The organism is Amycolatopsis orientalis DSM 43388 (assembly GCF_000411975.1).
Lineage (GTDB): Bacteria > Actinomycetota > Actinomycetes > Mycobacteriales > Pseudonocardiaceae > Amycolatopsis > Amycolatopsis orientalis_D.
In genome coordinates, this window is the sequence record NZ_ASXG01000107.1 from 1 (window position 1) to 1425 (window position 1425).

A 1425-nucleotide genomic window follows, 5' to 3' on the forward strand; every position below is an offset into this window, starting at 1 on the left:
TACTCCAGCTGTAGTTCGTGATCTTGCTGGAGGGGTCGTGTGAGACGGGTGCGGCCGCCACGTGATCATGGTGTTTGTGAGGACAACTCAAGATCATGTGGCGGCCGCGGCTGCCAGCGTAGACCCTGCGCGATGGCAGTCGTTGCTGGGTGAGATGTTCGTGCGGATCGGGCGGCGGTTCGTGCGGGTGGAGTCGCGTCGGCGGGCCGGGCGGTTCGTGCAGGGTCTGTTGTCCGGGCTGGCGCGGGTGAACTGCTGGACCATTGCTGAGCAGGTCGGGGACCGGACCCCGGACGGGATGCAGAACCTGCTCTCGCGCGCGACCTGGGACGCCGACGGGGTCCGCGACGACCTGCGCGAGGTCGTGGTCGAGCACCTGGGTGTCGAGGACGCGATGCTGGTCATCGACGAGACCGGCGACCTGAAGAAGGGCGTCGAGTCGGTCGGGGTCCAGCGGCAATACACCGGCACCGCGGGACGGATCGAGAACTCGCAGATGTCGGTGTTCCTGGTGTATTCCACCCCGGCCGGGCACACGTTCATCGACCGCGAGCTCTACCTGCCCGAAAGCTGGGCAGAGGACCAGGCCCGGCGGGACCGGGCCGGAGTGCCCGCGCAGACCCTGTTCACCACGAAATCCCGGCTGGCCTTGGCGATGATCGCTCGTGCGCTGGAGGCGGGAGTCCGGGTGGGGTGGGTGACCGGGGACGAGGCCTACGGCAAAGACGCCGCCGGCCTGCGCGATCCGCTCGAGGCCCGCGAACAGGCCTATGTGCTGGCCGTGGCCTGCGACCACCGCGTTCCCGGTCCGGGCGAGGAGAGCGTGCGGGCCGACGAGCGCGCCGCCGCGCTGCCGAAGCGGGCCTGGCAGAAGCTCTCCGCCGGGGCCGGCGCGAAAGGCCGCCGTTACTACCTGTGGGCCCGGCTGCGGCTGCATCCGGCAGGCAAGACCGGATACCACTGGATCTTGATGCGCCGCAACCGGCGGACCGGGGAAACCGCGTTCTACCGCTGCTACAGCCCCCGCCGGGTCGCGCTGGCCGACCTCGCGCGCGTCGCCGGGCGGCGCTGGACGATCGAGGAGACCTTCCAGACCGGCAAAGAACTCACCGGCCTCGACGAACACCAGGTCCGCACCTGGACCTCCTGGTACCGCTGGACCACCCTGGTGATGCTCGCGCACGCCTTCCTCGCCATCGCCGCGGCTCAGGCTCGCAGCACACCGTCGGCCGAGGACCTGATCCCGTTGACACGCAACGAGATCAGGCACCTCTACGCCCAGCTCATCCTGCAACCAGCACGCAAGATCATCGACATCCTGGCCTGGTCCGCCTGGCGCCGACGACACCAACACCGCTCCCGCCAAAGCCACTACCAGCAGCGACACCAACAACCAGCACCCGATCACGAACTACAGCTGGAGTA

Annotated in this window: 1 protein-coding gene; it reads left to right on the plus strand. The window is 68.7% G+C overall.

Going from position 1 to position 1425, the window contains the following annotated elements:
- Nucleotides 1-154: 154 nt before the first annotated feature.
- Nucleotides 155-1425, plus strand: a 1271-nt coding sequence (locus L942_RS20965; RefSeq protein ID WP_063695795.1) for an IS701 family transposase, incomplete at its 3' end; no start/stop codon positions are given.